This is a genomic window from Streptomyces sp. NPDC096324, assembly GCF_044763015.1.
In the GTDB taxonomy this organism is placed as follows: domain Bacteria; phylum Actinomycetota; class Actinomycetes; order Streptomycetales; family Streptomycetaceae; genus Streptomyces.
On sequence record NZ_JBIWFK010000002.1, the window covers coordinates 167,136 to 192,308 of the forward strand.

Annotated in this window: 15 protein-coding genes and 1 pseudogene; 7 read left to right on the forward strand and 9 right to left on the reverse strand. The window is 71.9% G+C overall.

What is annotated here, in order from left to right; all coding sequences use genetic code 11:
• Positions 1 to 5: 5 nt before the first annotated feature.
• Positions 6 to 2,108 carry an elongation factor G gene (fusA, locus tag ACIQ7M_RS04295; RefSeq protein WP_403639490.1) on the reverse strand — a complete coding sequence of 701 codons (2,103 nt, stop codon included), beginning with the start codon at positions 2,106 to 2,108 and terminating at the stop codon, positions 6 to 8.
• 572 nt (positions 2,109 to 2,680) lie between these two features.
• Between fusA and ACIQ7M_RS04300 the strand changes: the two genes are divergently transcribed.
• Both ACIQ7M_RS04300 and galE read left to right on the forward strand, forming a co-directional pair.
• Positions 2,681 to 3,430, forward strand: coding sequence for an MBL fold metallo-hydrolase (locus ACIQ7M_RS04300; RefSeq protein ID WP_403639493.1), 750 nt, complete (start codon positions 2,681 to 2,683; stop codon positions 3,428 to 3,430).
• A gap of 172 nt (positions 3,431 to 3,602) precedes the next feature.
• On the forward strand, positions 3,603 to 4,658 hold the full coding sequence (galE, locus tag ACIQ7M_RS04305; protein WP_355774868.1) for a UDP-glucose 4-epimerase GalE: 1,056 nt from the start codon (positions 3,603 to 3,605) through the stop codon (positions 4,656 to 4,658).
• A 98-nt stretch (positions 4,659 to 4,756) separates the two neighbouring features.
• Here galE and ACIQ7M_RS04310 read toward each other — a convergent pair whose 3' ends face one another.
• The 4 genes from ACIQ7M_RS04310 to ACIQ7M_RS04325 all read right to left on the reverse strand — a co-directional run bounded on the left by ACIQ7M_RS04310 (position 4,757) and on the right by ACIQ7M_RS04325 (position 10,558).
• On the reverse strand, positions 4,757 to 6,547 hold the full coding sequence (locus ACIQ7M_RS04310) for a glycoside hydrolase family 15 protein (RefSeq protein WP_403639497.1): 1,791 nt from the start codon (positions 6,545 to 6,547) through the stop codon (positions 4,757 to 4,759).
• A gap of 78 nt (positions 6,548 to 6,625) precedes the next feature.
• Positions 6,626 to 7,603 (reverse strand): UDP-glucuronic acid decarboxylase family protein, encoded by a 978-nt coding sequence (locus ACIQ7M_RS04315; RefSeq protein ID WP_355775864.1) that lies wholly within the window; start codon positions 7,601 to 7,603, stop codon positions 6,626 to 6,628.
• 18 nt (positions 7,604 to 7,621) lie between these two features.
• Entirely contained in the window at positions 7,622 to 8,953 is a 1,332-nt protein-coding gene (locus tag ACIQ7M_RS04320; protein WP_403639500.1) for a UDP-glucose dehydrogenase family protein, read from the reverse strand.
• A gap of 72 nt (positions 8,954 to 9,025) precedes the next feature.
• Positions 9,026 to 10,558 carry a glycosyltransferase gene (locus ACIQ7M_RS04325; RefSeq protein ID WP_403639504.1) on the reverse strand — a complete coding sequence of 511 codons (1,533 nt, stop codon included), beginning with the start codon at positions 10,556 to 10,558 and terminating at the stop codon, positions 9,026 to 9,028.
• A 190-nt stretch (positions 10,559 to 10,748) separates the two neighbouring features.
• On the opposite strand from ACIQ7M_RS04325, the gene ACIQ7M_RS04330 reads away from it, so the two are divergent.
• From ACIQ7M_RS04330 to ACIQ7M_RS04340, 3 genes are all read left to right on the forward strand, one after another.
• The gene (locus ACIQ7M_RS04330; RefSeq protein WP_389836611.1) at positions 10,749 to 11,495 is read left to right on the forward strand and encodes a TetR/AcrR family transcriptional regulator; all 747 of its coding nucleotides are present in this window, start codon (positions 10,749 to 10,751) and stop codon (positions 11,493 to 11,495) included.
• Between the two features lie 187 nt (positions 11,496 to 11,682).
• A complete protein-coding gene (locus tag ACIQ7M_RS04335; RefSeq protein ID WP_403640875.1) occupies positions 11,683 to 16,182 on the forward strand; it encodes an aminotransferase class I/II-fold pyridoxal phosphate-dependent enzyme in 4,500 nt (1,499 codons plus the stop codon).
• The gene (locus tag ACIQ7M_RS04340) at positions 16,166 to 16,921 is read left to right on the forward strand and encodes a class I SAM-dependent methyltransferase (protein ID WP_389836613.1); all 756 of its coding nucleotides are present in this window, start codon (positions 16,166 to 16,168) and stop codon (positions 16,919 to 16,921) included. The genes ACIQ7M_RS04335 and ACIQ7M_RS04340 overlap by 17 nt, the downstream gene beginning before the upstream one ends.
• Here ACIQ7M_RS04340 and ACIQ7M_RS04345 read toward each other — a convergent pair.
• Positions 16,904 to 17,761, reverse strand: coding sequence for a GNAT family N-acetyltransferase (locus tag ACIQ7M_RS04345; protein WP_403639508.1), 858 nt, complete (start codon positions 17,759 to 17,761; stop codon positions 16,904 to 16,906). The two genes, ACIQ7M_RS04340 and ACIQ7M_RS04345, sit on opposite strands and share 18 nt — an antisense overlap.
• A gap of 236 nt (positions 17,762 to 17,997) precedes the next feature.
• Positions 17,998 to 18,735 carry a chaplin gene (locus tag ACIQ7M_RS04350; protein WP_403639511.1) on the reverse strand — a complete coding sequence of 246 codons (738 nt, stop codon included), beginning with the start codon at positions 18,733 to 18,735 and terminating at the stop codon, positions 17,998 to 18,000.
• A gap of 262 nt (positions 18,736 to 18,997) precedes the next feature.
• Here ACIQ7M_RS04350 and ACIQ7M_RS04355 point away from each other — a divergent pair, with 262 nt between their 5' ends.
• Positions 18,998 to 20,575: an alpha/beta hydrolase gene (locus tag ACIQ7M_RS04355; protein WP_403639514.1), complete on the forward strand. Its 1,578-nt coding sequence runs from the start codon at positions 18,998 to 19,000 to the stop codon at positions 20,573 to 20,575.
• A 91-nt stretch (positions 20,576 to 20,666) separates the two neighbouring features.
• The gene (locus ACIQ7M_RS04360; protein WP_403639517.1) at positions 20,667 to 22,235 is read left to right on the forward strand and encodes an FMN-binding glutamate synthase family protein; all 1,569 of its coding nucleotides are present in this window, start codon (positions 20,667 to 20,669) and stop codon (positions 22,233 to 22,235) included.
• 76 nt (positions 22,236 to 22,311) lie between these two features.
• Here ACIQ7M_RS04360 and ACIQ7M_RS04365 read toward each other — a convergent pair whose 3' ends face one another.
• Together ACIQ7M_RS04365 and ACIQ7M_RS04370 are read right to left on the reverse strand one after the other, a co-directional pair.
• Positions 22,312 to 23,574 carry an arginine deiminase gene (locus ACIQ7M_RS04365; RefSeq protein WP_403639520.1) on the reverse strand — a complete coding sequence of 421 codons (1,263 nt, stop codon included), beginning with the start codon at positions 23,572 to 23,574 and terminating at the stop codon, positions 22,312 to 22,314.
• A gap of 31 nt (positions 23,575 to 23,605) precedes the next feature.
• Positions 23,606 to 25,024: pseudogene (locus ACIQ7M_RS04370) on the reverse strand (basic amino acid/polyamine antiporter).
• Positions 25,025 to 25,173 lie beyond the last annotated feature (149 nt).

Genomic DNA, 25,173 nt, shown 5'->3' on the forward strand with positions numbered 1-25,173 from the left:
CGGGGTCACCGGGCGGGCGCTCCCTGGGCCGGGGCCGGGGCGAGGCCCGCGGGACGGGTGGTGAACACGCCCCGGCCCTGGGTCCGGCTGCGCAACCGGGTCGCGTAGCCGAAGAGTTCGGCCAGCGGCACGACGGCGGTGATCACCGACGTACTCCCGCGGGTGAGCGAGCCCGAGACCCTGCCGCGCCGGGCCGCGAGGTCGCCGAGCACTCCTCCCACGGCTTCCCCGGGCACGGTGACGGTGACCTCGGCGACCGGCTCCAGCAGGACCATCGCGCTGGCGCGCAGCGCCTCACGCAGCCCGAACCGGCCGGCCGCGCGGAACGCCATCTCCGAGGAGTCCTTGGCGTGGGTCGCCCCGTCGGTGAGGGTGACGCGCAGTCCGGTCACCGGGTGACCGCCGAGGGGACCCTCGGCGAGCGCGTCCCGGCAGCCCGCCTCCACGGCGCGGACGTACTCCTGCGGCACCCGGCCGCCGACGACCGTCGAACGGAAGACGAAGCCCGTCACCGTCTCCCCGGCACCGCCGGGGTCCGTCCCCAGCGGCTCCACGTCGAGGACGACATGGGCGAACTGCCCGGCGCCGCCGTCCTGTTTGACGTGCCGGTACACCAGACCCGACACCCCACGGGCCACCGTCTCGCGGTAGGCCACCCTCGGCCGCCCGACGGCGACGTCCAGCCCGTGGGCGCGCCTGATCTTCTCCACCGCCACCTCCAGATGCAGTTCTCCCATGCCCGACAGCACCGTCTGCCCGGTCTCGGGGTCGGTGCGGACGACCAGCGAGGGGTCCTCCTCGGCCAGCCGCGCGAGAGCCGACACCAGCCGGTCGGTCTCGGTGCTCCTGCGCGCCTCGACCGCGACGGACACCACCGGATCGGCGACGACCGGCGGTTCGAGGAGCAGTGGCGCCCCGGGGGCGCACAGGGTCGCCCCGGCCCGGGCGGACTTCGGCCCGATCACGGCGACGATGTCACCGGCCACCGCGCGCTCCAACTCCGCGTGGCGGTCGGCCCGTACGCGCAGGATGCGGGCGATCCGCTCCGTGCGTCCCGTGCCGGCGTCCAGCACCGTCTGTCCCTTCTCCACCGTGCCCGAGTAGACACGCAGGTACGTCATCCTTCCGGTCGCGGTGGCGTTCACCTTGAACACCAGGCCCGCGAACGGTGCCGCCGGGTCCGCCGCCCTTTCCCGCTCCGCGCCGTCGTGCGTGCCGCGGACGGCGGGCACGTCGAGCGGCGAGGGCAGGTAGGCCACCATGGCGTCCAGCAGCGGTTCGACACCGCGGTTGCGGTAGGCCGAGCCGCACAGCACCACGACGCCCTCACCGCTGCGGGTCAGGTCGCGCAGCGCGGACGACAGGGTCCGCGCCGAGAGGGTGGAGCGGGCGCAGAACTCCTCCAGGGCCGCCGGATGGAGTTCCGCCACCGCCTCCTCCAGGAGCCGGCGCCGGCGCCGGGCTTCCTCCAGCAGGTCCGGCGGCACCGGGATCTCCTCGGCCGCCTCGGCGCCGTCGGCCCACACCAGCGCGCGCATCCGCAGCAGATCGACCACGCCGGTGAAGGCGTCCTCGGTGCCGATCGGCAACTGGACGACCAGGGGCGCCGGATGCAGCCGCTCGCGGATCGAGTCGACGGCGGTGTCCAGGTCGGCGCCCGCGCGGTCCAGCTTGTTCACGAAGGCGATCCGCGGGACGCCGTGCCGGTCGGCCCGCCGCCACACCGACTCGCTCTGCGGCTCGACGCCCGCGACGGCGTCGAACACGGCGACGGCTCCGTCGAGGACGCGGAGCGAGCGCTCCACCTCGTCGGAGAAGTCGACGTGGCCGGGGGTGTCGAGCAGGTTGATCCGGTGGCCGTCCCAGGCACAGGTGACGGCCGCGGCGAAGATGGTGATGCCGCGGTCGCGCTCCTGCGGGTCGAAGTCGGTGACGGTGGTGCCGTCGTGGACCTCGCCCCGTTTGTGGATGGTGCCGGTGAGGTAGAGGATCCGTTCGGTCACGGTGGTCTTCCCGGCGTCGACGTGGGCGAGGATGCCCAGGTTGCGGACGACGGCGAGAGGGCCGGTGACGGGGTCGGTGAGGTGACGGTGCAGGTCGGTACGCATGGCCGAGGGCCTTTCGGACGATCCGGAAACGGGTCGGCGCGATTCCCCGACGACATGCCTGGGATCAGGCGGTGGCGGACCCACGGCGGGCACGGCGCACGGCGACCGGGCGTGCGGTCGCCGCCGTACGGGCGGAGGTCAGTGAGTCGTCGCGGGCGTCCGGTTCCGGCCGCGCAGCCGGTACCGGGCCCCCGAGGACACGAGGATCACCTCGTACTGTGACGGGGGGACGACGACAGCGGTGCGGTAACGCACGGCCCGGCTCCCCTCGTTCGTCACGGCGCACACGGCACCTTGAGCGGTGGTGTGCGATTCCGTGGCGAGTGTAGGGACCGGGGCCGGGGCTCGGCACCGGGTTTTCCCGATCCGGCGGTCCGGGGGCTCGGCACCGGGTTTTCCGTGACCGATCCGGCGGGCCGCTGTCCGGCCCGTTCGCCGTGACCGGCCCGACGGGCCGGTCCTGTGCCACGGCCCGGTCGCGGCTCCACCTCCGGCCGGATTCGCCGTTCGCGATACCTTTCGCCCTGTCAGAGCCCCTTGGGCATCAGTGGTTGTGCGAGGTCAGGATGGTCATGAGCGAGGAAACGATCGTCGAAGCGGCGCCCGGAGTCCATCTGGTGCACGGCAGCAACACGAACTGGGTGGTGCTGACCGAGGGCGACTCCGTCACCCTGATCGACACCGGCTATCCCGGGGACCGCGAGAGGCTCCTGGCCTCGCTGAAGACCCTCGGCCACGCGCCCGAGGCGGTGACGGCCGTGCTCATCACCCACGCCCACAGCGATCACCTCGGCTCCGCCGAGTTCCTGAACCGTACCTACGGCACTCCGGTCCAGCTCCACGAGGCCGAGGTGCCGCACGCGCGCCGCGAGTTCCTCCACCAGGTGAGCGTCGGACAGGTGTTGCGGCAGGCGTGGCGCCCCGGCGTGCTGCCCTGGATGGTGCACGCCCTGCGCTCGGGCGGCACGACGGACGTGGCCATGACGAAGCCCGAGGCCTTCCCGCACACGGGCCCGCTCGACCTGCCCGGGCGGCCCGTCCCGGTGCACACACCGGGCCACACGCCCGGCCACTGTGTCTACCACCTGCCCGAAGCCGGCGTCCTGATCTCCGGTGACGCCCTGGTGAGCGGTCACCCCACCTCGCGGATACAGGGTCCCCAGCTCCTGCCCAGGATGTTCGACACCGAGCGCGCCGGAGCGCTCGCCTCGCTCGAACGGATCGAGGCCCTCGCCGCCGACGTGCTGCTGCCCGGACACGGGCCCGTGCATCGCGCCTCGGTGGGCCAGGCGGCTCAGCGCGCCCGGGAGCTGGCCGGCTGACCGAGCCCGGCGGCGGGGCCCGACCGGCCGGCCCGGCGGCCACGGGGGTCCGCCGCCACTTGACGCGGGGGGCGGAAAGGTGCAAAGTTTTACATATACGTCGTAAACATACGTCGTTGAATCATTGGTTTCACCCGACCGCCGCCCGCGCGCACACGAAGGAGCCGGGCACATGAGCGCCCCCTCGACCATTCTTGTCACGGGCGGCGCAGGATTCATCGGTAGTCACGCCTGCGTCGAACTCCTCGACCACGGTTACGAGTTGATCGTGGTCGACGACTATTCCAACAGCAGTCCACAGGTCTTCGCCCGCGTGGAACGCATCGCGGGCCGCTTCCTCGGCACCGTCTACGAGCTGGACATCCGTGACCGGCGCGCCCTGTCGGCCGTCTTCGACCGGCACTCCGTGGACGCCGTCGTGCACTTCGCCGCGCACAAGGCCGTCGGACAGTCGACACGGATGGCCGTCGAGTACTACGACGTCAACGTCGGCGGAACGACCGCGCTGCTGAACACCATGCACGAACACGGCGTGCGCCAGCTCGTCTTCTCCTCGTCCTGCTCCGTGTACGGCGACGCCGGCCACGGGCCGCTCGACGAGTCGACCCCGGCCCGGCCGACGAATCCCTACGCCGCCTCCAAGGTCATCTGCGAGCAGATCCTCGCCGACGTCTGCCGCCGCCACCCGGAGTACACCGTGCTGTGTCTGCGGTACTTCAACCCGGCGGGCGCCCACCCCAGCGGACTCCTCGGCGAGGACCCGGGCGACTCCCCGGAGAACCTGCTGCCGAACGTGGCCCAGGTGGCCGTCGGGCGGCAGGAACGCCTCCGCGTTTTCGGTGACGACTACCCGACGGCGGACGGAACGGCGGTCCGGGACTATCTGCACGTGATGGACACCGTCGAGGCCCATCGCGTCGCCCTCGACCACCTCGCCGACGAGCGGGGCATGCACATATACAACCTCGGCATAGGCAGGGGCAGTTCGGTCCTCGACGTGATCGCGGCGTTCTCCGCCGAGTGCGGCAGGCCGCTGCCGTACAAGATGGTCCCGCGCCGACCGGGCGACGTCGCCGAACTCGTGGCGGACGCCTCGGCCGTGGCCCGCGCCTGGGGCTGGCACCCCTCGCGGGACCTCTCCGACATGTGCCGGGACGCGTGGCGGTTCCAGGAACTCAACCCGCAGGGCTACGCCGGGTCCGCCCGGCGCTCCTCCGGCAAGGACTGACGCTTCCGGCAAGGACCGACACCCGAACACCCCCGCGGAGACCCGCCCCCGCCCCTCCGACGGCGGCGGTCCGAACCCCTCGGACGACGACGGCTCGCTCACTCGGACAGCAGGAACGCCGTCTCCACCAGGGCGATGTGGCTGAACGCCTGCGGTGCGTTGCCCAGTTGGCGGCCGGCGCCGGGGTCCCACTGCTCGGAGAGCAGACCGAGGTCGGTGCGGATGTCCAGCACGCGTTCGAACACCTCCGTCGCCTCCCCCCGGTGTCCGGTCGCGGCGAGCGCGTCGGCGTACCAGAGGGAACACGCGACGAACGCGCCCTCGCTGCCGGGCATCCCGTCCACCCCGTGCACGCCCCGCCCGTTCGGCGCGTACCGGCGCACGAACCCGCCGTCGGTCAGTTCCCGCATCGCCCGAACGGTGCCGCGCACCCTCTCGTCCCCGGCGGGCAGGAAACCCAGCCGGGGGATCAGCAGCGCCGAGGCGTCCAGTGCCCGCGAACCGTAGGACTGGACGAAGGACCCCCGTCCCGCGTCCCATCCCTCCCGGCACACCTCGCGGTGCATCTCGTCCCGCAGGGCGCGCCAGACGTCCGAGGACCCGTTCCTGCCGAGCAGCTCGCCCATCCGCAACGCGCGGTCCGCCGCCACCCAGGCCATCACCTTGGAGTGGACGAACTGCCGTGCTGAGCCGCGTACTTGCCACAGCCCCTGGTCCGGCTCGCGCCAGTGCAGGCGGAGCTGGCCCATCATGGCCTCCACCAGGCTCCACACCTGGCGGGGCATGGGGATGCCCGCCCGCAGCGACAGCAGAAGCGCGTCGAGCACGTCGCCATACACGTCGAGCTGGAACTGGCTCATGGCCGAGTTCCCGAAGCGGACCGGCCGCGAGCCCTCGTAGCCCGGCAGCCACGGCGCCTCCGTCTCCCGGAGCAGCCGCTGTCCGCCGACGCCGTACACGTTCTGGAGTTGGGCCGGATCCCCCGCGACGGCCCGCAGCAGCCAGCCGAGCCAGGCCGTGGCCTCGTCGCGGTAGCCGCCGCGCAGCAGACAGGACAGCGTCAGCGCGGAATCACGCAGCCAACAGAAGCGGTGGTCCCAGTTGCGCTCTCCGCCGATGCAACCGGGCAGCGAGGTCGTCGGGGCCGCGACGATGCCCCCGGTGGGCGCGTAGGTGAGCGCCTTGAGGGTGATCATGGACCGCACGACGGCGTCGCGCCAGGGCCCTTGGTAGCGGCACTGGGCGGTCCAGCGCCGCCAGAAGTCGGCGGTCTCCTTGAGCACCGTCTCCGCCGGAACGGACAGCGGAGCGGGTGGTTCCGGCACGTACGAGGGTGCCCACACGAACGTCAGGGTCGTCCTGCGCCCCGCCGGGACCGTGAAGTCGTGGACGGTGGAGGTCTCGCCGCCGGGTCGCGCCTCCAGGCCCTCGGTGTTCAGCCACACGGCGTCCGGCCCGGCGACCGCGACCGTGCAGGCCTCACCGGGCTGGATCCACGGCACCACCCTGCCCTGGTGGAAGCGCAGCCGCACTTCGCTGCGCATGGTCACGGAGCCCGAGAGGCCTTCCACCATGCGGACGACGCAGGGAAGCTGACTGCGCGGCGGCATGAAGTCGATGACGCGGACGGCGCCCGTGGGCGTCTCCCAGCGGGACTCCAGGACGAGCGTGTCAGGCCGGTAGGCACGCCTTGTGCAGGTGGCGCGCACCGCTCGGGAGACCGGCGCGACGCGCCAGAAGCCGTTGTCCTCCGTGCCCAGCATGGCGGCCAGACAGGCCGGGGAGTCGAACCGGGGCAGGCACAGCCAGTCGATGGAACCGTCTCTGCCGACCATGGCAGCGGTTTCCAGGTCGCTGATGAGGGCGTAGTCCTCGATGGGTGCGTTCATGATCGAAGCCGCGCTGCCGTGTGCATTGCCGCTTCCGCAGGATACGTCCGTGACACGGGAGTTCGCCTCCTGGCCCCGTCACGAGGGCCGTCCCACGGGGAACGGCTCGGTCGCCCGCAGGGGTCCCCGGGCCTCCGCCGCGAACCAGTCGGCGGTGTGCCGCAGACCGTCCTCCAGGGACACGCGCGGGTACCACCCGAGTGCCTCCCGCGCGCGGGAGATCACGGGGCGCCGGCGGACGGGGTCGTCGACCGGCAGGGGCAGGAAGCGCAGCCCGCTGCGCGATCCGGTGATCGTCACGACGAGCTCCGCGAGCTCCCGCACGGTCCGCTCGTTGGGGTTCCCGAGGTTGAACGGGCCCGCCCGGTGTGAATCGATCATGGCCATCAGGCCCCGGACGAGGTCGTCGACGTAGCAGAAGCTGCGGGTCTGGCTGCCGTCCCCGAAGAGGGTCAGGGGCTCGCCGGAGAGGGCCTGCCGGATGAAACTGGAGACCACCCGGCCGTCGTAGGAACGCATGCGGGGGCCGTAGGTGTTGAAGATGCGGACGATCCCCACGTCGACCGCCCGGGTCCGCCGGTACGCCATGGCAAGGGCCTCGGCGTAGCGCTTGGCCTCGTCGTAGACGCTGCGGGGTCCGACGGGGTTGACGTGTCCCCAGTAGGACTCGTCCTGCGGATGCACCTTGGGATCGCCGTAGACCTCGCTGGTGGACGCCAGGACGAACCGGGCCGAGTGCCCGTCGGCGAGCCGCAGCATGTGCTCCGTCCCCCTGCTGCCCGCGGCCAGCGTCTCCAGCGGGAAGCGCTGGTAGTCGACGGGCGAGGCGGGGCTCGCGAGGTGCACCACGGCGTCCACGTCCCCGGCGACGCTGAACGTCTCGGTGACGTCCCACGCCTCGAAGGCGAACCGGGGATCGTGCCGGAGCGGGGCGATGTTGGCGGGTCTGCCCGAGGACAGGTTGTCCAGACAGCGGACGCTGTCACCTCGGTTCAGCAGGGCCTGGCACAGGTGCGATCCCAGGAAGCCGGCTCCGCCTGACACGACGACACGCATGGTCTCTCCTCCCGCCGGTCAGATGGGTCCCGGACGGCCGAGCGCGTGCAGCGCCCATCCCGCCGAGCTCCACCGTTCCGGGTCCAGGGTGTTCCGGGCGTCCACCAGGACCGGGGAGCGCACCACCGTCGCGAGCGCGGCGGGGTCCAGGTCCCGGTACTGGGGCCACTCGGTGAGGTGCAGGACGACATCGGCCCGCTCGCAGGCCTTGGTCACGTCCAGGGCGAACTGGAGCGCGGGGTACGCCACTCGGGCGTTGTCGATCGCCTCGAAGTCGTGCACGCGGACCTGTGCTCCGCGGCGGCGGATCTCGTCGGCGACCACGAGTGCGGGCGAGTCCCGGACGTCGTCGCTGCCGGGCTTGAAGGCGGCACCGAGCACCGCGACGCTCCGGCCGGCGAAGGAGCCTCCCACGAGGCGCGCGGCGAGGTCGACGGTGCGCAGGCGCTGCCGGGTGTTGATCTCGTCGACCTGGCGCAGGAAGCGGACTGAGCCGCCTAGTCCGAGTTCCTCGCCGCGGGTGGCGAAGGCCCGGATGTCCTTGGGCAGGCAGCTCCCGCCGAATCCGAGTCCGGGGGCGAGGAACCGGGGTCCTATGCGGGAGTCCCGGCCCATCGCCTCGGCCAGGGTGAGCACGTCGGCGCCGGCGGCCTCGCAGATCTCGGCCATGGCGTTGATGAAGGAGATCTTGGTGGCGAGGAAGGAGTTGGAGGCGACCTTCACCAGTTCGGCGGTGGCCGGGTCGGTGGCGATGAACGGGGTGCCCGCCTCCAGGAGCGGCGCGTAGATCTCCCTGAGGCGCGCCTCGGCCCAGTCGGCGCCCTTCCTGGTGCCGACCACGATGCGTTCGGGCCGCAGGGTGTCCTGGACGGCACGGCCCTCGCGCAGGAATTCCGGGTTCCAGGCCACGTCGGCCCGTGGAGCGGCGACGCGCAGCCGTTCGGCGAGGCGCGTCGCGGTGCCGACCGGGACGGTGGACTTGCCGACCACCAGGACCCGTTCGTGACCGCTGCCGCGGAGCCCGGACGCCAGGCCGTCCACGGCCGCATCCACGTAACGCAGGTCCGCCGCGCCCGTGTCGGGATGCTGGGGTGTGCCGACGCAGACGAAGTGCGTGTCGGCGAAGCGGGCGGCCTCGGCCGGTGAGGTGGTGAAGCGCAGCCGGCCCGTGTCCACGGCCTTCATGAGTGTCTCGGACAGGCCGGGCTCGAAGAACGGGGGCGTGCCCGCGGTCAGGGCGGCGATCCTGTCCTCGTCGACGTCGACGCCGAGCACCTCGTGCCCGATGTCGGCCATGCAGGCGGCGTGCACCGCGCCGACGTATCCGGTGCCGATGACTGTCAGACGCATGTCGTTCTCCGTGGTCGGCGTGCGGTCGGCTCGTGGCCGCCGGGCGGGTGGGTGTCTGCGGGGGCGAAGGAATCAGGGGCGCGCGGCGCTTTCCGGGACGCGCCCGCCTGCGGCCCGGCCCGGCAGTCCGCGGTGGCGAACGTCGCCGGCCCCGCGCGGGGTCCCGGGCGCGGAGGGGGCCTCGGGAGTGAAGCGGGCCTCGGGCGCCGAGCGTTCCTCGGGCTCGCGGGTGGTCTCAGACGCCCAGCAGGCCTCGGGCTCGCAGGGAGTCCCAGATGCCGGGCATCCATCCGACACGAAGAGGGCCTCGGGCACCGAGCGTGCATCCGGCGCGAAGGTGGCCTCGGGCTCGCAGGGAGTCCCGGATGTCAGGCATACCTCGGACGCGAAGGGGGTCCCGGATCCTGGGCGGGCCTCCGGCGTGAAGGGGGCGCGGACTCGGCGGCCGCCCTGACGGCCCATCACCGCGGCCTCGCGCGGATGGCGGAGGATCCAGCCGACCGCGCGTGCGGCGGCTCCCGGGGCGGCCGGTGCCACGAGCAGTCCCGTGGCTCCGTGCTCCACCAGGTCGGGCACCCCGATCACGGCCGTCGCGACGACGGGCCGGGCGGCGGCCAGTGCCGTGGTGAGCGCGCGGCCCGGACCCTCGCACAGGGAGGTGGTCACGAACACGTCCAGCCCGGCGACGAGCCGGTCGGCGTCCGGACACGGTCCGGTGAGCGTCACCTCGACGCCGAGGTCCGCGGCGAGCCGTCGCACCTCTCCCGCCAGCGGGCCGTCCCCGATCATGACGAACGCGGTGTCCGGGTGTTCCGCCCGGACCGCGGCCGCCATGCGGACGAAGGCGAGGGGGTTGTTCCGGGTGTCGACGCTGCCGGCGGTGCCGACGAGTGCCGCCTTCCGGGGGACACCGAGCCGCTCGCGGGCGGCGGGGTCGAACGTCTCGGGGATGTCGCCCAGCCGTAGGGCGGCGGGCGGGACCTCTCCGCGGTCCGGCGGGGCCACGGGTTCCTCGGGCGCCGCACGCGTCACGCGCGGGGCGAGGGCGGGGAACCGGTGGGCCAGTCGCCGTGTCACGCGCTCCAGTCCGCGGTGCACCGGGTGCCCGGGGCGTGCCGTGTACGGGTGGAAGCTCCGTCCGTCGAGGGTGTGCACCACGACGGGGGCGCGGCACAGCCGTGCGGCGACCCGGCCGAGGGACCCGCCCTTCACGGAATGGGTGTGTACGACCGTGAACCGCTCACGGCGGATGAGCCGCACGAGCCGTCCGAGGACGAGTACGTCGGCGGGGCCCAGGGCGTGCCGGAAACCCGGTGTCTCCAGGGTGCGCACGCCCGCGGCCCGCGCCGGTTCCCACAGGTCACCGCCCGGCACTCCGGCGACCCACACCTCGTAGCGGTCGGGGTCCGTGCTCTCGGCCGCCAGCAGGGTGCCGTCGCCGGCACCCGCCCAGAAGCGGGTGACGACGTGCAGGACCTTGATCCGCGGCAGGACCGGTGCCGGGGGCAGTGCCCCGACGGGCGCGACCGGCGGGAGCGGCGCGGTCCTGTCGCCGGCCGTGCCGTCCGGCCTTCCCGGACGGGGGGCGCGCGTCCCGTACAGCATCAACGATCACCACCGATGGACATCTCTGCAAATACGTAAATTTACGACGTATACGTACATCATCACCCCCCTGCTCGTTCCGGTCAATCCAGAGCATTCGGTCCCCATACGCCGTATACATACACCTAGGCCCCATAGGCGAATAGAGTCGACAACAGCGGGATTTCGGGTGGGGCGTACGGAGGCGGACATGGCCAGGGAACGGGCGCGGGACAAGAGCGGTGAGGCCGCCAAACCGGCGCGGCGCGCCAGCGACCGGGGCCACTACGGGCGGCTGAGCCGGCAGCTCGTGCTCGCGGCCGCCCTTGACCTGGTGGACGAGGAGGGACTCTCGGCCCTGAGCATGCGCCGGCTCGGCGCCCGGCTCGGCGTCGAGGCCATGGCCCTGTACCGCTACGCCGAGGGCAAGGACGCCCTGCTGGACGGACTGGTCGAGGCCCTCCACGTCGAACTGGACGAGCGTCTGTCCGCCGGTTCCCCGGAGGGCTCCGCCGCGCCCGACCCGGCCGCCTGGCGCGACGAACTCCACCGGATCGCGCGGGCGATGTACGAGGTCTGCCTCTCCCACCCCAGGGCCGTGCCGCTGCTCGCCACCCGCATGCTCGCCGTTCCACTGGCCCGCAGGCCGCTCGCCGTGCTCAAGGAGCACGAGCGGGTGCTCGCGCTGCTCCACGACGCGGGACTCGGCAGTGCCCGCTCCGCGGCCGTCTTCCGCGCCTTCACCGGCTGGGTCCTCGGCTATGTGTCCGTGGAACTGCGCGCGATGGTGGACAACCCGGACGAGGAGGACCCCGCCTTCCGACTGGGCCTGCACCGGATGCCGCCCCAGGAACTCCCCCGGCTCCGCGCGATCACCGCGACCCTCGCCGAGCGGGGCGGCCCGGACGGACTGGACGCCGGTCTGGACGCCCTGCTGGACCGCTTCGCACAGGACTGAAGATGCAGCGGTCCGCACCCCGGGCCTACGATCAACAGTGCCCCAGAACCCGGCGAACGGTCCAGTGCCGTCCGACGTAGGGAGGCGGTTCGGCTTGCTGCGGGCACATCACCGCGCAGGCGGCCTCCTGCGGCCACGGCGCCTCGGTGTCTACGCCATCCTGGTGACGGCGACCACCGTCATCTACATGGCTGTTCCCGCGACCCGGACCCCGCTGTGGGCCGTCATCGGACTCGGCGGCGTCGCCGCCATGCTCACCGGAATCCTCGTCAACCGCCCGGCCCACCGCTGGCCGTGGCTCCTGCTGGCCGCCGGGCTGCTGGCCTTCTCCGCGGGCGACACGTCGTACAACGTGATGGAGTCCTACTTCCACTTCAACAACCCGTTCCCGTCCCCCGCGGACGCCTGCTACCTCGCCGTGTATCCGCTGTTCGCCGCGGGGCTCTACGGCCTCGTCCGCTACCGCTGGCCCGGCCACGACCTCCCCAGTCTGCTCGACGCGCTGATCTTCGCGCTGGGGCTCGCGCTGCCGGTCTGGGTCTTCCTCGTGCAGCCGCTCACCCATGTGCCGGGCATGACGTGGCAGCAGCGCGCCATAAGCATCGCCTACCCCCTCGGCGACGTCCTCGTCCTCGCGATGCTGGCCCGCCTGCTGGCCGCGAGCCCCGGCTCCGGCCGTATCCGCTCCGTCCAGCTCCTCGTGCTGGGCACCGCGACCCTGCTCACCTTCGACATCGCGTACGGGATTCTCCAGCTCAACGACCTGTGGCAGACCGGGACCCTGCTGGACTCCGGCTGGATCGTGTTCTACACCGCCTGGGGACTCGCCGGACTGCATCCCTCGATGGTCGCTTTGACCCGGCCGGTGGAGCGGCAGGAGTCCCTGCGTCCGACACGCCGCCGACTGCTGATGCTCGCCGCGGCCACCCTGGTGGCGCCCGGAATCCTGCTGTACGAGGGACGGCGCGGAAACGCGCAGGACGCCGCCGTGATCGCGGTCTTCTCCGCCGCGCTGTTCCTGCTGGTGATCCTCCGGCTCTCCGGGATGGTGGTGGCCCACCGCAGCGCCGTGGCACGCGAGCTGGCGCTGCGCACGGCGGCCACGGCCCTCGTCGCGGCGTCGCGGCCGCAGGACGTGGCGCGGGCCTGCGACACCACCGTCAGCACCTTGTTCGGGCCCAAGGTCGTCCACGGGAGTCTCGTCCTGTCGGCCGAGTACGCGAGCGGGCTGGAGACCCGCCACTCGCATCTGGTGCCCACCGCCGAACTCGGGCCGGACATCGCGGGCCGGCTCGACGGTCTGCCCACCACCCTGGTGTGCCCCATGATCCCGCCCGACGAGCCGACCGGAGAGCTGCCGGGCGTGCTGATGGCGGCGGGCCCCGAACAGCAACTGCGAGAGATCCAGAGCTCGCTGGAGATCCTGGCCTCGCACGCCGGTCTGGCCGTGGCACGCATCGCGCTGCGGCAGGAGATCATCCGCAAGGAGAGCGAGGCGTACTTCCGCACGCTGGTGCGCAACGCCTCGGACGTCATCCTGATCGTCGAGGACGACAACGCGGTCCGGTACGCGAGCCCCTCCGCGCGAGCCGTCTTCGGCCAGGTGGAGCTGACCGGGGTGCCGCTGCCCGAGCTGGTGGACTCCAGCGACCGGACACGGGTGGTCAGGGGACTCGCCGCCCTGCGGAACGGCGGCGCCCCCGAGACCCACGACCACTGGTGGGTACTGCGCGACGGCAACCGCATCGAGGCCGAGGTGCGTTGCAGCGATCTCCGCAAGGACCCCACGGTCGCCGGTCTGGTCATCACCCTGCGGGACGTGACCGAGCAACGGCGCCTGGAACACGAGCTGACGGAGCGGGCGTTCCACGATCCGCTGACCGGTCTGCCCAACCGGACCCTGCTCCTGGAGCGGATCGAGCGCGCCCTGCTGCGCAGCCGCCGCGGGACGACGCTCACCTGTCTGCTCTTCATCGACCTCGACGACTTCAAGATGGTCAACGACACGATGGGGCACTCCACCGGCGACCATCTGCTGACCGCCGTCGGCGAGCGGCTCTCGGGGGCGCTGCGCCGCACGGACACCGCAGCCCGGCTCGGGGGCGACGAGTTCGCGGTGCTGATGGAGGACGCGAAGAAGCCGCTGGACGCCGAACTCCTGGCCGCCCAGGTGATCCAGGCGCTGAGCAGGCCGTTCAGCCTCCGCGAGGGCTCGGTGAGCGTGTCGGCGAGCGTCGGCGTGGCCACCGCCAGGGACAGCACGGACGCCGAGGAACTCCTCGGCCACGCCGACCTGGCCCTCTACGCGGCCAAGGCCGCGGGCAAGCGGCAGTGGCGCAGATTCCTGCCGCGACTCCGGGTGCGGATGGTGGAACGGCACGATCTTCAGGCTCGCCTCGACGGCGCCGTCGCCCGGTCCGAGTTCACCCTGCGGTACCAGCCCGTCGTCGACATCAGCGCGGGCGAGGTGGTCGGCTTCGAGGCGCTGGCCCGCTGGCCGCATCCGCACCACGAGCCGGTTCCGCCGGACCAGTTCATCGCCCTCGCCGAGGAGACGGGACACATCACGCCCCTGGGCGCGTGGGTCCTGTCGAACGCCACCACCGACATCGCCGCACTCCAGCGGACGGCCGACGGGGCGGACCCGCCGTACGTCAGCGTGAACGTCTCGCCGCGCCAGTTCCGCGACACGGGGTTCCTGGGCGAGGTGCGCCGCGCACTGGAGACCCCCGGGCTCGCGCCCGGGTCGCTCCAGCTCGAACTCACCGAGACCGTGCTGATGCGCCGGGACGCGCAGATTCAGGCGGTCCTGTATTCGCTGAAGGACCTCGGGGTACACATAGCCGTGGACGACTTCGGCAGCGGCTACTCCTCGCTGCGGTACCTGCGTGACTTTCCCGTCGACGTCCTGAAGATCGACAAGACGTTCATCGACGACATCGCGCTGGACACCCGGCAGGTCGCGCTGGTCGAGGGAATCGTCGGTCTGGCCGACACCCTGGGCATCCAGGTGATCGCCGAGGGGATCGAGGATCCGGTGCAGCGGGACCTCCTGGCCGGCATGGGGTGCCGGTTCGGACAGGGTTTCCTCTTCGCCCGGCCGATGACGGTGCAGCAGAGCGAGTTCCTGCTGCGGCAGCGCGACGGGGTTCGTACCCCGGCACGGTCCGCCGCCAGGGCGGCGGAAACGAGGTACGCCATGGGACAGACGGATCCGGAATCCGCCGGCCCGCGCAAGCAGCCGCCGCCCCTGCCCGAGGCGACGGGGATCGACGGCGGGCAGCCGGACGGCCCGCGGCCGGACCGGCCACGGACGGACGGGCCACAGTCGGACGGGCCACAGTCGGACGGGCCCAGGACGGATGGGCCAAGGACGGACGGGCCACGGACAGACGGGCCACGGACAGACGGCAAGCGGACCGACGGCACGCAGACGGAGAGCACCCGCCGCTCCAGGCGCTGGCGCGACCTCGAGCATCTGCGGCAGACCAGCCCCATGAGCGACGCCGTGCTGGACGAGGTACGCGGCCGGCACATCCGCAGCGGCGACCACTGGATGATCGACTTCGCCTCCTGCAACTACCTCGGCTTCGACTGCGATCCGGAGATCATCCAGGCGATCGAGCCGGCCGTGCGCCGCTGGGGCACCCACCCGAGCTGGTCCCGGCTGATCGGCAGTCCGCGGCTGTACCCCGACATCGAGGAACGGCTGGCCGACCTGCTCGGCGCCCCGGACACGCTGCTGCTGCCCACGCTGACCCTGATACACGCCTCGGTGATACCCGCCCTCGCGGGCCAGGGTCATGTCTTCGTCGAGGCCACCGCACACCGGACCGTGTTCGACGGCTGCGTGGGGGCCCGCGGGCAGGGCGCGACGCTGCACCGTTTCCACGCCGGACGCCCCGCCGAACTGGCCGCCCTGCTGGACGAGGTCCCGGCCGACCTGCCCCGGCTCGTCTGTCTGGACGGCGTGAACAGCATGAGCGGGAACATCCCCGACCTGCCGAGGCTCGCCGAGGTGTGCAGGCCGCGGAACGCCCTGCTGTACGTCGACGACGCGCACGGCTTCGGCGTCATCGGGGAGCGCGGCCCGCACGAGTCGTGTCCGTACGGCGACCGCGGCAACAGCATCGTCCGGCACGCGGGAGAGTCGTACGAGGGGATCGTGCTCGTCGGCGGATTCTCCAAGGCGTACTCGTCGCTGCTGGCCTTCGTGGCGCTTCCGAGCGCGCTCAAGGACCGCCTCAAGACGGCGGCGGGCCCCTACCTCTACTCGGGGCCGTCCCCCACCGCCTCCCTCGCCACGGCGATGGCCGGCCTCGATGTCAACGACAGCCGCGGGGACGACATCCGGGCCGATCTGTACCGCAAGACCGTGCGGGTGCTCGACCATCTGGAGGGACTCGGGGTGGGCACGCTCAACACGGACCGGCTGCCGATCATCGAGATCCCCCTGGCCGATGCCGACGACCTGGACGCGGTCGGCGGGTTCCTGTGGGACAACGGCATCTATGTGACCCTGGCGGCCTATCCCCTCGTACCACGCGACCGGGTCGGTTTCCGGGTCCAGCTCACCGCGCTCAACTCCGACGAGGACGTCGACCGGCTCAACGACACACTCACCCGGCTCACCGAGCGCTATCGGCTGCGGCCGAAGGACGGAGTCAGCGATGGTGGTTCTCAATGACGACGTGAACTGGGACAGTTGGCCCGTCGAGGACTATCTGAGCGAGAACTACCGCGAGTTGCACCCCTCGGACGCGGCGGTCATCACCCACCACAGCGCGTTCTACCGCGCGTTCGCGCCGGGCGGCATCGGCCGGTCCGTGGAAGTCGGGGCCGGTCCCAACCTCTATCCGCTGATCCTGGCGTCCGCCGCGAGCCGCCGCATCGACGCCGTGGAGGCGGGTGCCTCCAACGCAGCCTATCTGGAACGGCAGTTGAGCGGTCCGCCGGAGGAGAGCTGGCTGCCGTTCCACGCGCTGTGCCGCGGCCTCAACCCGGACATCCCCGAGACCCTGGACGCGGCACTGTCCCCGGTGCGCCTGGTGCACGGCGACCTGAGGTCCATCGAACCGGGCGGCTACGACCTCGCCTCCATGCACTTCGTGGCCGAGGGGGCCACCGAGGACTTCGAGGAGTTCAAGGACTTCTGCCGCCGGTTCGTCCGATGCGCGGTGCCGGGCGGGCATCTGGTCGCCGCCTTCATGGAGAACATGCCGACCTACCGGATCGGCGCCGCGTCCCGCTGGCCCGGCTGCCCGGTGGACACCGACGTGATCACCGAGGTGTTCACCCCGCTGACCGACCGGCTCACGGTCAGCAGGATCCCGTCGGACCCGACCCTGCCGGACTACGGGGACTCCGGCATGGTCCTGCTCACCGGGGTCGCGGCCACCTCCACGGACTCAGCCGAGTTCCAGTGACGTCACCCCGTACACCCGTTCACCCGCGAACTCCCTGACCGGCCCGGTGTACATGCGGGCCGTCTCGAAGGAGGGGGTCAGACCCAGCTCCTCGACCAGGGCGACGGCCGCCGCGTTCGTCCGGGGCACGTCGACGGCGAGCGCCCTGCCGTCGGCGTCGGCGGCGAGCGCGGAGAACAGGGCGCGTGCGTCGTCGGCGGTGTCGGCGAACAGGGGGCCGACCCGCAGGGAGTCGCGCGCCGGCCTGATCACGGCGTAGCCGCTCAGCCGGCCGCCGTCGGTGTGCCGGACGAAAGTGTGGTGTCCGGGGGCGGTCAGCCACGACTCCAGGAACACCGGCCGGTCGGCCGGGTAGCAGGCGCTGTCGTACGCCGAGATCGCCTCGTGGTCCGCGGGACCGGCCGCGCGCACGCCCGCCGGTTCCTCCCCGGTCGGCACCACACCGGTGAACCGGGCGGTCCGGTAGGCGAGTTCGAAACCGGACTTGCGGTAGTTGTCCTGCTGCGCGACCACGCCGTCGAGGCCGACGGTCCGGCCGCCCGCGTGGGCGAGGGCCGTCTCCCAGGTGGCGAGGCCGTAACCGTTCCCGCGCAGACCGGGGCGTACGAGATAGAAGCCCAGGAAGGCGTAGTCGGCGCCGTAGTTGACCACCGAGATGGCCGAGACCGGCTCCCCGTCGACGCGTCCGATGAAGAATCCCCCGGAATCCTGCGTGAAGAAGCTCGCGCTGTCGGACAGGCCGGGATTCCATCCCTCGTCCGCGGCCCAGTCGCCGACGACCTTCCAGTCGTCGAGCGTGGCCTGGCTGACGACGAGGCCGTCGGGTCCCGGAGGGGTCATGGGGCACTCCAATGCGTACGGGTCGGATGCGCGTCGGCGGACGGGCGCGGTACGCCGGCCGGCCGGTCGCGCAGCATCCTTCCCGATCTCCGTGCCGCCCGCAGCGACGGTCACCGCGCACCGGAAGGGATTCGGCCACCTCCGCACACACCCGGCTCGACACCGTCACCCGGCACTCGAAGGAGGCCCCATCGGTCACCCGTCCGACGGAGCCTCCCGTTCGTGACCGCTGGGGGTCAGCGCACCGCGCCCGGCCGGAACCGGCGGAACAGGACGGCGCCGCCCAGCAGCATCGCCGCGCTCGCCGCGACGGCCGGCATCGCGCCGTCCGCGCCCGTGTGGGCGAGGGTGGCCACGGCCCCGCCCCTCTCCGTGATCTGCTCCGGGCCGACGGGGGGAACCTCCGCGGCCGGGGTGGACGGCCTCGGGGCGGGCTTCACACCGGGGTGGGCCCGCACGGGCTCGGCATCCGAGGTGTTGACCGACTCGTTCCCGACGGCCGCGTTGCCGAGGCCGACCGCCGTCACGGAGTTGCCGCTGACGTTGACCGGGAGATCCACCGGGAGCTGCAGGCCGTTGCCCGAGAGCACACCCGGCGAATCCTTTCCGCTGCCGTGCGCGACCGCGCCCCCGCCGTCGTGGCCGCCGCCACCGGCCCTGCCGACATGACCGGCGGTGCCGCCGTGCGCTCCGGCTCCGCCGTGCCGCACGCCGCCGACCGCGGCCGTGCCGCCGCCCTGGTTGGCGCACCGGTTGCCCGCGGCGGGGTTGAGCAGCCCGACCACGTTCACCGTGTTCCCGCACAGGTTCACGGGCACGTGCACGGGGAGCTGGACGGTGTTGCCGGAGATCAGGCCGGGCGAGCCTGCCGCCGCGCCGTCCGCCGCGGAGTCGGCGTGCGCCGGCATGGCCGCGACCAGCGCGCCCGAGGCGGCGGCCGCGGCGATCAAACCATTTCGGGTCACCCGTTTCATTCGTTCACTGCCTTCCTGACAACGACGTGGGCGATCGCCCACATTGCCAAGAACGCCTGCGGACCGTTCGAGTTATGGCTTGGCGGCCTTTCACCCCTTCGAGCGTCCCGTATTTCGAACGGCCGCCGCACCCGTACGGAGACAGCGGCGCGAGGTGGGGGACGACGGCCGGATCGGCTCGTCCGGAGGCGTGCCCCAAAAGCCGCGTCTATCGTGATCCGGGAGGTATCGCCGGTCCACCGCAGGCGACCCTGGAGGCAGCATGCTGTCCGTGCACCAACGCTTCGCGGTCGCCGGAGCCGCCACCGCGACGCTGACCCTGCTGGCGGCGGGTCTGCCGACGGCGGCGACCGCCGACGCCGGACCCGACCTGGCCCGCTTCCGGCACCAGAAGGTCGCATGGGCGGCCTGCAAGGGCGAGGGCATGCCCAAGGACCTGCAGTGCGGCAAGGTCACCGTCCCCCTGGACTACGCACGGCCGAACCGGGGCACGCTCGACCTGGCGCTGGCCCGCTACCGGGCGACGGGCCACTCGCGGGGTTCGGTGGTGCTGAACTTCGGCGGTCCGGGCGGGGCGGGCGTTCCCGGCCTCGCCGCGAGCGGCAAGGACTTCATGGGTCTGACGAACGGCTACGACGTGGTGACCTTCGACCCCCGCGGAGTGGGCCGTTCCTCGCCGGTGAGCTGCGGCGACGGTGTGGACGAGATCTTCGGGGCCGCCGCGGCCGACACCGATGTGCAGGCGGCGCTCAAGGCGGTCAAGAAGGCCGCCGACACCTGCGCCCGGCACTCGGGGGCCGTCCTCCCCCACATCGGCACGGTCGACGCCGCCCGCGACCTGGACGTGATACGCCAGGCCCTCGGCGACAAGAAGCTCAACTACCTCGGATTCTCGTACGGGACGCGGCTCGGCGCGGTGTACGCGGCGCAGTTCCCCAAGAACACGGGACGGATGGTGCTCGACGGGGTCGACACCCTCACCGAGCCGATCGCCGAGCAGGGCCGCATAGGCGCGGAGGGACAGCAGACCGCGCTCGACGACTTCATCACCTGGTGCGCGAAGAACCTGGCCTGCCCGTTCGGCCAGGACGCGCGCGGCGCCGGCGAGCAGATGGTCCAGCTCGTCAAGTCGCTCGACGAGGACCCGGTGATGTCGGACTTCGGCCAGGAGTTCTCCGGACAGGACCTGGTGGGGGCGATCAGCCAGGCGCTGTACAGCAAGGAGATGTGGCCCGTCCTCGAACAGGCCCTCAGCCTGCTGATCCAGGACGGCGACACCCACGGACTCACCCAGCTCTACAGCGGTGCCTCGCTGCCCGCCACCTCCACGCCCGTCCGGCGGCCGTCACCGCGGAACGGAGGGCTCGTCGACGCGGAGGACGTCCCCCTCGACAACCTCCCCGCCGCCCTGATGGCCATCAACTGCGCCGACGACCCCGACCGGCCCAGCGCCGGTGAGGTCGCCCGGCAGGTCGCCCGGCTGCGCGCCGCCTACCAGGAGGCGTCTCCGGTCTTCGGGCAGTACCGGCTCGCCCAGGTGCTGATGTGCTACGGCCGCCCGAAGGGCACCGACTACATACGCGAGAAGGTCCGCGACGTCCCCGCCTCGAAGATGCTGCTGGTCGGCACCCGCGGGGACCCGGCGACCCCCTACCGCTGGACCCTGGAGACCGCCAGACGTCTCGGTTCGTCCGCCGTGGTGCTCGACAACAAGGGCGACGGGCACACCGGGTACGCGTCCTCGAAGTGCGTGCACCGCAAGGTCGACGACTTCCTGCTGTACGGGTCCCTGCCGGCCGACGGGAGCTCCTGCGGTCCGCAGGACACGGACGGCTACTGACGGACACCCCACGGGGTGAGCGGGACGACCCGGGCGGGTCTCCCGATCAGCGGCTTTCGTCCCCATGGGTTTGACTCGGGGTGTGCGCCGGATGCTCCCACTGCTGCTCGTCGCCCTCGGTGCGGCCGGGGCGCTGCTCCTGGCGGGCGCGGTCTCGGCGTGGTGGTGGTGCGCGGCGGGCCCGCTGCTCGCGCTGACCGCGCTCGGCGCCGGGGACCTCGCGCAGCGCCGTGACGCCGTGCGGCGCAACTATCCGCTGCTCGGCCGTGTGCCGTTCCTGCCGGAGGCCCTGCGCCCGAGGGGCCGGCGGTACCTCTTCGGGCGCGACGCGGACGGACAGCCCTACGGCCGGAGCGTCCGCGCCCTCGTGTACGAGCGTGCCGAGGGGGTCGAGGCCGAGGAGCCGTTCGGCACGGAGCGTGACGTGTACGAGGACGGCCACGAGTTCCTGGAGCCGTCGTTGCGCCCGGTGGAGGTGCCGGACGAGCCGCCCGTCGTCCGGGTGGGTGGCCCCGACTGCGCCCAGCCCTACGACATGGCCCTCCTGAACGTCTCCGCGATGAGTTTCGGGGCCCTGTCGCCCAACGCCGTCCTGGCGCTCAACAGGGGTGCGGCGCTGGGGGGTTTCGCGCACGACACCGGCGAGGGCGGCCTGTCGGACCACCATCTGCGGGGCGGCGGTGATCTCGTCTGGGAGATCGGCACGGGGTACTTCGGGTGTCGTACCCCCGAAGGGGACTTCGAGGCACGGGAGTTCGCGGACAAGGCCGCGCTGCCCGAGGTGAAGTGCGTGTCGCTGAAGCTCTCCCAGGGAGCGCGACCGGGGGCGGGCGGTGTGCTGCCGGGGGCGAAGGTGAACGCGGAGATCGCCCGTGAGCGCGGTGTGCCGAAGGGCGTGACCGTGGTGTCCCCTCCGGATCACCGGGTGTTCTCGACGCCGAGGGAGCTGGTGCGGTTCATCGCGCGGATGCGGGAGCTGGCGGGCGGCAAGCCCACCGGTTTCAAGCTGTGTGTCGGCTCGCGGCGCGAGTTCCTGGCGGTCTGCAAGGCGATGCTCGCCGAGGGAGTGACACCCGACTTCGTCGTGGTGGACGGCTCGGAGGGCGGCACGGGTGCCGCGCCCCCGGAGTTCGCCGCCGGCGTCGGTATGCCGCTGACCGAGGGGCTGATCACGGTGCACAACGCGCTGGTCGGCAGCGGACTGCGGGACCGGGTCCGGATCGGCGCGAGCGGCCGGGTCGCCACCGGCTCGGACATCGTCAAACGGCTCCTCCAGGGGGCCGACTACACCAACGCGGCCCGGGCGATGATGTTCGCCCTCGGCTGTGTCCAGGCCCGGCGCTGCCACACGGACACCTGCCCGACCGGAGTGGCGACCCAGGATCCGCGCCGGGTCCGCGCGCTGGACGTGGCCGACAAGTCCGAGCGGGTACGGCGCTACCAGCGGGCCACCGTGCTCAGCGCGAGCCGGATCATGGCCGCGATGGGGGTACGGGATCCCGGTGAGCTCACCCCGCACCTGCTGCTGCGGCGCGTCGGGCCGACGACGGTGAGCTCGTACGCGGAGCTCTACGAGTGGCTGGCGCCCGGGGAACTGCTCGCCGGGCCGCCCCCGTCCTGGGCGTCGGACTGGGGCGCCGCCGATCCGGACTCCTTCTGAGCGCCCGGGCGGGGAAGGCTCCGCCCGGGCGTCCGCCGAACCTCCGTCGGACGTCGGCCCCGGCCTCGTCCGGGCGTCAGAAGTCGACGGGGTCCCGCACGATGGGGCAGGTCATGCAGTGACCGCCGCCGCGCCCTCGTCCCAGTTCGGACCCGACGATGGTGATGACCTCGATGCCGGCCTTGCGCAGCAGGGTGTTGGTCTGGGTGTTGCGGTCGTAGGTGAACACCACGCCGGGTTCCAGGGCGACGGCGTTGTTGCCGCTGTCCCACTGCTGGCGCTCGGAGGCGTACACGTCGCCGCCGGTCTCGACGATCCGCAGTTCGGACAGTCCCAGCGCCTCGGCGACGACGTCGGTGAACGCGCGTGAGCCCTCGTCGGTGAGTTCGATGCCGGGTGCCTTGTCGCCGGGCCGCAGGGAGAACGTGTGCACCGAGTCCATGATGGCCGGATACAGGGTGACGAGGTCGCGGTCGGCGAAGGTGAAGACGGTGTCGAGGTGCATCGCGGACCGCAGCTTCGGCATGCCCGCGACGACGACGCGCTCGGCCGCTCCGCCCTCGAACAGGGCGGCCGCGACCTGGCTGATGGCCTGCCGGGAGGTGCGTTCGCTCATGCCCATGAGGACGACGCCGTTGCCGACCGGCATGATGTCGCCGCCCTCGAACGTGGCCTGGCCCCAGGAGAGTTCGGGGTCGCCCCACCACACCGTGGAGCCCGTGAAGTCCGGATGGAAGGAGTAGACGGCCTTCATCAGGAGCGTCTCGTCGTGCCGGGCCGGCCAGTAGAGCGGGTTGAGGGTCAGACCTTCGTAGAGCCAGCACGTGGTGTCGCGGGTGTACAGGGTGTTGGGCAGTGGCGGCATGAGGTATTCGCGCACGCCGGTCGATTCGCGGGCCAGGGAGAGGTAGCCGGTGCGGAACTCGTCGGGCAGGTCGGCGGTGGAGAGTCCGCCGATCAGGAACTCGGCGAGGGCGGCGGGTTCGAGGGTTTCCAGGAAGGCCCGGGTGCCGTCGACGAGTCCGGGTCCGACCTCGTTCGGGGTGATCTTCCGGTCGAGGAGCCAGTCCTTCGCCGCGGGCAGGGCCATGCTCTGGGCGAGCAGGTCGTGCAGTTCCACGACCTCCACCCCGCGCCCGCGGAGCTTGTTGACGAAGTCGGCGTGATCGCGCTGGGCGTTCTCCACCCACATCACGTCGTCGAAGAGCAGGTCGTCGGCGTTGGTCGGGGTGAGCCTGCGGTGGGCGAGGCCCGGTGCGCAGACCAGGACCTTGCGCAGCCTGCCGACCTCGGAGTGGACGCCGTACGGCGGACGGCTCGTGGTGTCTTGACTGGTCACGGTGTGCCTTTCTCCGGCGGAGGCCGACGGGTCACAGACTGATCCAGCCCAGCGCCAGGGCGACGATCCCTGTGACGGCACCGGCGACCGAGACGACGAGGATGACCAGTTCGCGGGGCGAGAACGGTGTCCTGCCCTGTTCGCGGCGCGCCATCACGAAGAGCACGGTGGCGGGCGCGTAGATGATGAAGGAGACGAGGAGGTACTTCAGCCCGGCCGCGTAGAGCAGGAACGCGGTGTAGACGGTGGCGAGGGCGGCGACGACGAGATCGCCGCCGAACCGGCGCCTGGCGATCTTCAGGGCGAAGGCCGCCGCCAGCAGGAACGGGATCAAGGTCAGGGCGCTGGTCAGGTCGAGCGCGAAGTTGAAGGCGTCGTCCGAAAAGAGGGTGACGACCAGGACCACCTGGGTGAGCACGGTGGTCAGCAGCAGCGCGGGCACCGGCACGTCGGCGCGCGTGGAGCGGGCCAGGAAGCGGGGCATGTCCTAGTCCTTGGCCGCGACGAACAGCACTTCGGCCGCCATCAGCGTCCAGGCGAGGTAGGCGCCGAGCACCGAGACGATGAGGCCGACGCTGACGAAGACCTCGCCCCAGGTGCCGACCGCGCTCTCCAGGACTCCGGCCATCGACGGTTGTCTGAGCTCGGCGATCTCCGCCATGGGCAGCAGCCCGTACGACACGATCGTGACCGAGGCGAAGACGGAGAACACGCTGAGGAAGCCGAGGACGGTGGCCCGGCCGACGTCCTCGCGGCGCTCGGCGTGCCGGGAGTAGACGCTCGCCCCCTCGACGCCGAGGAACACGAAGACGGTGGCCAGCATGGTGCCTTTGACCTGGTCGAAGAGTGAGCCCGCGTAGGCGGCGCCGCCCCAGTTGTCGGCGAAGACATGCGGCTTGAGGTAGAAGAGCGCCAGCACGACGAAGACGAGGATCGGAATGATCTTGGCCACGGTGACGATCCGGTTGATGGCCGCCGCTTCCTTCACCCCTCGCCGGATCAGGAGGAAGAAGGCCCACAGGCCGACCGAGGAGAGGACGACGGCGAGGACGGTGTCCCCGTCGCCGAGCGCGGGCGCGATGGCGCCGATCGTCGACATGATGAGCACCCAGTAGGTCACGTTGCCCACGCAGGCGCTGGCCCAGTAGCCGAAGGCCGAGAAGAATCCGAGGTATTCGCCGAAGCCGGCCTTGGCGTAGGCGTAGACACCCGCGTCGAGGTCGGGTCTGGCGACGGCGAGCCGCTGGAAGACGAAGGCGAGCATCAGCATGCCGGTACCGGCGACGGCCCAGGCGATCAGCGCGCCCGCGACACCCGTCTCCTGCGCGAACCGCCGCGGGAGGGAGAACACCCCGGCGCCGACCATGGAGCCGACGACCATCATGGCGAGCGTGACCAGGGTCAGCTTGGCGGCCGGTGCCGCCTCGGATTCGGTCTCGACCTGCGTCATGGGTGTCCTGCGGGGAGGGCATCGTCGTGCGCGACCACGATGCGGGCAACGTCATCTGGCAACCTGAGCGACATTAACAACCAATTGCCCGGAATGTGCGCCAGAGACCGGCGCCAGGGTGCTGCGTCATCGATCTCCGCGGCCGACAA

Coding starts and splice junctions, on each gene's coding strand:
- fusA (WP_403639490.1), bottom strand. CDS start 2,108: ATGCGTACCGACCTGCACCGTCACCTCACCGACCCCGTCACCGGCCCT.
- ACIQ7M_RS04300 (WP_403639493.1), top strand. CDS start 2,681: ATGAGCGAGGAAACGATCGTCGAAGCGGCGCCCGGAGTCCATCTGGTG.
- galE (WP_355774868.1), top strand. CDS start 3,603: ATGAGCGCCCCCTCGACCATTCTTGTCACGGGCGGCGCAGGATTCATC.
- ACIQ7M_RS04310 (WP_403639497.1), bottom strand. CDS start 6,547: ATGAACGCACCCATCGAGGACTACGCCCTCATCAGCGACCTGGAAACC.
- ACIQ7M_RS04315 (WP_355775864.1), bottom strand. CDS start 7,603: ATGCGTGTCGTCGTGTCAGGCGGAGCCGGCTTCCTGGGATCGCACCTG.
- ACIQ7M_RS04320 (WP_403639500.1), bottom strand. CDS start 8,953: ATGCGTCTGACAGTCATCGGCACCGGATACGTCGGCGCGGTGCACGCC.
- ACIQ7M_RS04325 (WP_403639504.1), bottom strand. CDS start 10,558: ATGCTGTACGGGACGCGCGCCCCCCGTCCGGGAAGGCCGGACGGCACG.
- ACIQ7M_RS04330 (WP_389836611.1), top strand. CDS start 10,749: ATGGCCAGGGAACGGGCGCGGGACAAGAGCGGTGAGGCCGCCAAACCG.
- ACIQ7M_RS04335 (WP_403640875.1), top strand. CDS start 11,683: ATGGCTGTTCCCGCGACCCGGACCCCGCTGTGGGCCGTCATCGGACTC.
- ACIQ7M_RS04340 (WP_389836613.1), top strand. CDS start 16,166: ATGGTGGTTCTCAATGACGACGTGAACTGGGACAGTTGGCCCGTCGAG.
- ACIQ7M_RS04345 (WP_403639508.1), bottom strand. CDS start 17,761: ATGACCCCTCCGGGACCCGACGGCCTCGTCGTCAGCCAGGCCACGCTC.
- ACIQ7M_RS04350 (WP_403639511.1), bottom strand. CDS start 18,735: ATGAAACGGGTGACCCGAAATGGTTTGATCGCCGCGGCCGCCGCCTCG.
- ACIQ7M_RS04355 (WP_403639514.1), top strand. CDS start 18,998: ATGCTGTCCGTGCACCAACGCTTCGCGGTCGCCGGAGCCGCCACCGCG.
- ACIQ7M_RS04360 (WP_403639517.1), top strand. CDS start 20,667: ATGCTCCCACTGCTGCTCGTCGCCCTCGGTGCGGCCGGGGCGCTGCTC.